Annotated in this window: 6 protein-coding genes; 3 read left to right on the forward strand and 3 right to left on the reverse strand. The window is 72.5% G+C overall.

The window, feature by feature from the left end; all coding sequences use genetic code 11:
• Window positions 1–156: 156 nt before the first annotated feature.
• The gene (locus D6689_09685) at window positions 157–714 is read right to left on the reverse strand and encodes a hypothetical protein (protein ID RMH41939.1); all 558 of its coding nucleotides are present in this window, start codon (window positions 712–714) and stop codon (window positions 157–159) included.
• A 101-nt stretch (window positions 715–815) separates the two neighbouring features.
• Between D6689_09685 and D6689_09690 the strand changes: the two genes are divergently transcribed.
• Complete coding sequence (locus tag D6689_09690; GenBank protein ID RMH41940.1) at window positions 816–2,378, forward strand: acyl-CoA carboxylase subunit beta; 1,563 nt, start codon at window positions 816–818, stop codon at window positions 2,376–2,378.
• A gap of 124 nt (window positions 2,379–2,502) precedes the next feature.
• Here D6689_09690 and D6689_09695 read toward each other — a convergent pair whose 3' ends face one another.
• On the reverse strand, window positions 2,503–2,778 hold the full coding sequence (locus D6689_09695) for a hypothetical protein (GenBank protein ID RMH41941.1): 276 nt from the start codon (window positions 2,776–2,778) through the stop codon (window positions 2,503–2,505).
• Here D6689_09695 and D6689_09700 point away from each other — a divergent pair.
• The gene (locus tag D6689_09700) at window positions 2,771–2,974 is read left to right on the forward strand and encodes a hypothetical protein (protein ID RMH41942.1); all 204 of its coding nucleotides are present in this window, start codon (window positions 2,771–2,773) and stop codon (window positions 2,972–2,974) included. The genes D6689_09695 and D6689_09700 overlap by 8 nt on opposite strands.
• On the opposite strand, the gene D6689_09705 is transcribed toward D6689_09700, so the two are convergent.
• Entirely contained in the window at window positions 2,905–4,164 is a 1,260-nt protein-coding gene (locus D6689_09705) for an FAD-binding oxidoreductase (GenBank protein RMH41943.1), read from the reverse strand. The two genes, D6689_09700 and D6689_09705, sit on opposite strands and share 70 nt — an antisense overlap.
• A 222-nt stretch (window positions 4,165–4,386) precedes the next feature.
• On the opposite strand from D6689_09705, the gene D6689_09710 reads away from it, so the two are divergent.
• Window positions 4,387–4,634, forward strand: a 248-nt coding sequence (locus D6689_09710) for a hypothetical protein (GenBank protein RMH41944.1), incomplete at its 3' end; no start/stop codon positions are given.

Consider the following 4,634-nt stretch of genomic DNA (forward strand, 5'->3'; position numbering starts at 1 on the left):
CCCCGCGCACGCAATCGCCTGCGCGCGCCGCGTCCATCCGCCCGCCCCTCGGCGAACGACGGCGTGTCGCGCCGCGGTTGCACGCGGTCCGCACCCGTGGCGGCGCGAGCGACAAGACGCCGTCAGGAGGCTGTTGCGCACAGCCGCGCCAGCCTCCTAGCGCCACCGCGCGCGGAAACGGCAACGCGCGTCACCGGCGGCGCGGCACTCGATCGCGTCGACCGCGATGTCGCGACCGCCGCTGAGTTCGAGCGACCGCTCCGCCCAACCGTGGACGGCGTCGCAGTGCACCCGGTGAGGCGTCGCGAAGTCCTTGATCTCGAGTTCGGCCTCGTTGCCGGGAAACCGGCGGACGATCAACCGTCCCGAGTCGTAGTGCAGCCCCCACAGGCGGGACGCCCGCTCGAGGATCCACTTGACCGTGCCGACCCGGTAGAACAGGCGATAGATCGTCGTCAGATTGGCATCCGCACCGTGGCGGCCCAGCGTCTTGACCAGCGCGAGGTCGCCGCGCCCGAAGACCCGGTCGATCGCCACGTTCAACTCGATGAACTGGTCGAAGGGATACCACCGGCTCATCACGGCGCCGTCGACGATGACGTCGCGCAGCCCGGGACCGACGGCCCGCGCCAGCCGCTCGACGCCCTCCTCGCCGTGATTCAACCTCACCCACAGGATGCGCGACGCAAACGAGCTCCCCTTGACGCTGGGCATCCTCCCTGGCGTCGATTGTAGACCGAACTGCCCCCGGCGGCACGGTGAGGCCCGGCGTTGACACCAAACGGACCGGCCATTACCGTCGCGGACGCAGTCCCATGTCGAACTCGCACGACCCGTTTCGCAAACTCGAGGAGATGGAGGCGCGCGCCCTCGAAGGCGGCGGCGCGGCGCGCATCGAGCGCCAACACGCGGCCGGAAAGCTCACGGCGCGCGAGCGCATCGGCGCCCTCGTCGACGAGGGCAGCTTCGTCGAACTGGACAAGTTCGTCACCCACCGGTGCGCCGACTTCGGCATGCAGGATCAGAAGATCCTCGGCGACGGCGTCGTGACCGGCTACGGGACGATCGACGGCCGCACGGTGTGCGTGTTCGCCCAGGACTTCACCGTCTTCGGCGGATCGCTGTCCGGCGCGTACGCGGCCAAGATCTGCAAGATCATGGACCTCGCGATGAAGATCGGCGCACCGGTCATCGGGCTCAACGACTCGGGCGGGGCGCGCATCCAGGAAGGGGTCGAGTCGCTCGCCGGCTACGCCGACATTTTCACGCGCAACGTGCTCGCGTCCGGCGTCGTGCCGCAAATCTCGGCGATCATGGGCCCCTGCGCGGGGGGCGCCGTGTATTCGCCGGCGATGACCGACTTCATCTTCATGGTCGACAAGACCTCCTACATGTTCATCACCGGCCCGGACGTGATCAAGACGGTGACGCACGAGGAGGTGTCGAAGGAGCAACTCGGCGGCGCCCACACGCACGCCACCCGGTCGGGCGTCGCGCACTTTCACACGGCAGACGAACTCACATGCCTCGAGTCGGTGCGCGAGTTGTTGTCGTACTTGCCGTCGAACAACATGCAGGACCCGCCGGTGCGCCCGACGCGCGACCGGCCAGACCGGGCCGATCCCGAACTCGACCAGGTCGTACCGCTCGAATCGAACCGGCCGTACGACATGAAAGAGATCATCTCGCGCGTCGTCGACGAGCGGCACTTCTTCGAAGTCCACGCGCAGTTCGCACAGAACATGATCTGCGGGTTCGCGCGCTTCGACGGTCGACCGGTCGGCATCGTCGCCAACCAGCCCGCGCACCTGGCCGGTTGTCTCGACATCGACGCGTCGGTCAAGGCCGCACGCTTCGTGCGGTTTTGCGACTGCTTCAACATTCCGCTGGTGACGTTCGTCGACGTGCCGGGGTTCTTGCCGGGCACCGACCAGGAGTACGGCGGCATCATCAAGCACGGGGCGAAGCTTCTGTACGCGTTCACCGAAGCGACCGTCCCGAAGGTCACGGTGATCACGCGCAAAGCGTACGGCGGTGCGTACGACGTCATGGCGTCCAAGCACATCCGGGCCGACATGAACTTCGCCTATCCGACCGCCGAGATCGCCGTCATGGGCCCGGAAGGGGCGGTCAACATCGTGTTCCGCAGCGAACTCGACCGAATCGCCGATCCGGACGAGCGCGAGCGCGCGCGGCAGCAGTTCATCGCCGAGTACAAGGAGCGGTTCGCCAATCCGTACAAGGCGGCGTCGCTCGGCTACATCGACGAGATTATCCGGCCGCGTGAGACGCGCGCGGCGATCATCCGCGCGCTGCTCACGCTGGCGGACAAGCGCCAGTCCAATCCGCCCAAAAAGCACGGCAACATTCCGTTGTAGCGCCAACGCGGCGAACGGCGCGGCGCATCGGCGCGATCGGCCGGCACAGGTTCCGCGTCCGGCGCGCCGTCCACGTCGGGGCGGGCGCATGCGGTGGCGGTTCGCTCGCGTCGCCGCGCGCCACCTACGGCTCGATCTGGTCGCAGGCGACGAGGTCGGCCTTGGTCGCCGCGCGCAGAGCGCAGTCGAGTCGTTTTTTTGGCAGGCTTTCGACGCAGCGGGCGACGAACTCGGAACGCGACGCGTCGGCAAGCGCGGCGACGCGATCGGGACTGCGCGCCGGCGTCGCGGCGAATTCCAGTTCGACCACCTTGGCGTGCAGCCGCTCGCAGTCGGCCTGCGAGGGCGCGTTGGCGCACGCGGCGAGCGCGGCGGCCGCGACGAGCGACAGGATGTGCACCGAGCGCGTCACGGCGACCGAGCGTACCACGGCCGGCGGCGGCATCGGCCCAGGCGAGCCGGCGGCGCGCGATCCGCGCGGCGAGCGCGGCGGCCCGTGGCGGCCGGCCGCGGGCCCGCCGGCAGGTCACGCGAGCCGCGCGGCGAGCGCGGCGGCCGCGTCGCGGCCGATCGCGACGCTCGCGGTCGCCCCGTGACCACCGAGACCGGCGACCCAAAACAGCCACGGCGCCCGGTCGTCCCAGGCGACGAGCGGGCCGCCGTCGCGCGAGAACGTGCGCAGGCACGCCCACGTGCGAGCGATGCCGTACTCCACCAGCCGCGGCGCCATGCGGGCGAGTTTGTCGGCCAGGACGGACAGCGCGGCCGGCGACGGCACCGGATCGTGCGGTGCGACGACCGTCTCGTCGCAGGCCGACACCAGACACGCGCCGCTTTCGGGCCTCACATAGAACTCGTCGTCGACGTGCCACGCAAACGGCGCATCGGCGGGCACGTCGGCGAGCGGTTCCGTGACGTGCAGGTGGCGCAGGACCGGATCGAACCGCGCGCGGCCGCCGGCGGCCGCGCCGACCGGCTCGGCCCACGCGCCGGCGGCCACGACGAGACACCGCGCGTCGATCGGCCCCTTCGACGTCTCGACGCGCACGCCGTCGCCGGCCGGACGACAGCCGAGGACCTCGCACCCGGTCTCGACCCGCACGCCGCGCGACCGCGCTCCCGCGAGCAGCCCGGCGAGCAGCGCGTGGATGTCGATCACGCCGTCGGTCGGGAACCACACGGCGCCCACCATCGGCGTCGCGTCGAGCAGCGGCCAGCGAGCGCGCACCGCGGCCGGCGGCACGCGTTCGGCGGGCACCCCGAACCGGTGCGCGGTCGCCACCAGCCGCGCCAGCGTGGCTTCGCGCGAGGCGACGAGCAGCGAGCCGCAGCCGGACACCAGCGGCCGGTCCGCGAGATCGGGCGGCGGCCGGCGCAACCAGGTCGCGCCGCGCACCGCGACGGCGGTGAACGCGTCGTGCTCGGTGACCTGGCGCCCGAGCGCGGCGTTGCGCCCGCTGGCGTGGACGCCGCATATCGCCTCGCGCTCGACGACGACGACCTGGAGCCGCGCGGCGCGCGACAGCCAGAACGCGGTCGATGCCCCCGCGAACCCTCCGCCGGCGATGACGACGTCAGCGCGCATCGGCGTCACCGGGTCCTTCCGCCCGATCGCGGTCGCCGCGGCCGGCGCGCGACCCGCCACTCGCCGGCCGGCGCCGAAGTCCAGGTCGCGGCCGTTGGCGGCCGGGCCCCCTGCCGCCGCCCCGAGCCGGCCGGGCGCCCCGCCGGTGCGCGGCGCGTGCCGGCGCCCCGCCGCGCGGGGCTCCCGTGTCGCTCGCGGCAATCACGACCGGTTCCTACCACGGACGCGGCCGCCCTGCCGACCCCCGCCGGGGTCGGCGGACCGCGCGGTGCAGCCGACGGTGAAACCGCACCACTGGGCGCGGGGTGAGCCCGCCGGGGTCAGCGGACCGCGCGGTGCAGCCGACGGTGGGCACAGGCGGGACGCAAGTGCCTTCGCGCGCGCGCCCACTCAAAGGCACGGGACGTGCTATTGACCCCGGCCATGGCTTCGGGGTGGACTCTCGCGACCGTCGCGTGCGCGTGTGGCATCGGCTGTGCGTCCGGCCAGATCGGCGCCGATGCCGCGGGTTCGCGCGCCGACGCCGCCGTGGGCACCCCGGATGCGGTCGCCCCGGGTGCCGACGCCGCCCCCGCGCCGCCGGACGCCGCTGTCGTACCGGCCGATGCCGCCCCCGCGCCGCCGGACGCCGCTGTCGTACCGGCCGATGCCGCCCCCGCGCCGCCGGACGC

The sequence above is a fragment of the Deltaproteobacteria bacterium genome, assembly GCA_003696105.1.
GTDB lineage: Bacteria > Myxococcota_A > Polyangia > Haliangiales > J016 > J016.

What these genes read in the sequence shown, in the direction of transcription:
- D6689_09685 (RMH41939.1), bottom strand. Translation starts at nt 714, where the DNA reads ATGCCCAGCGTCAAGGGGAGCTCGTTTGCGTCGCGCATCCTGTGGGTG.
- D6689_09690 (RMH41940.1), top strand. Translation starts at nt 816, where the DNA reads ATGTCGAACTCGCACGACCCGTTTCGCAAACTCGAGGAGATGGAGGCG.
- D6689_09700 (RMH41942.1), top strand. Translation starts at nt 2,771, where the DNA reads ATGTGCACCGAGCGCGTCACGGCGACCGAGCGTACCACGGCCGGCGGC.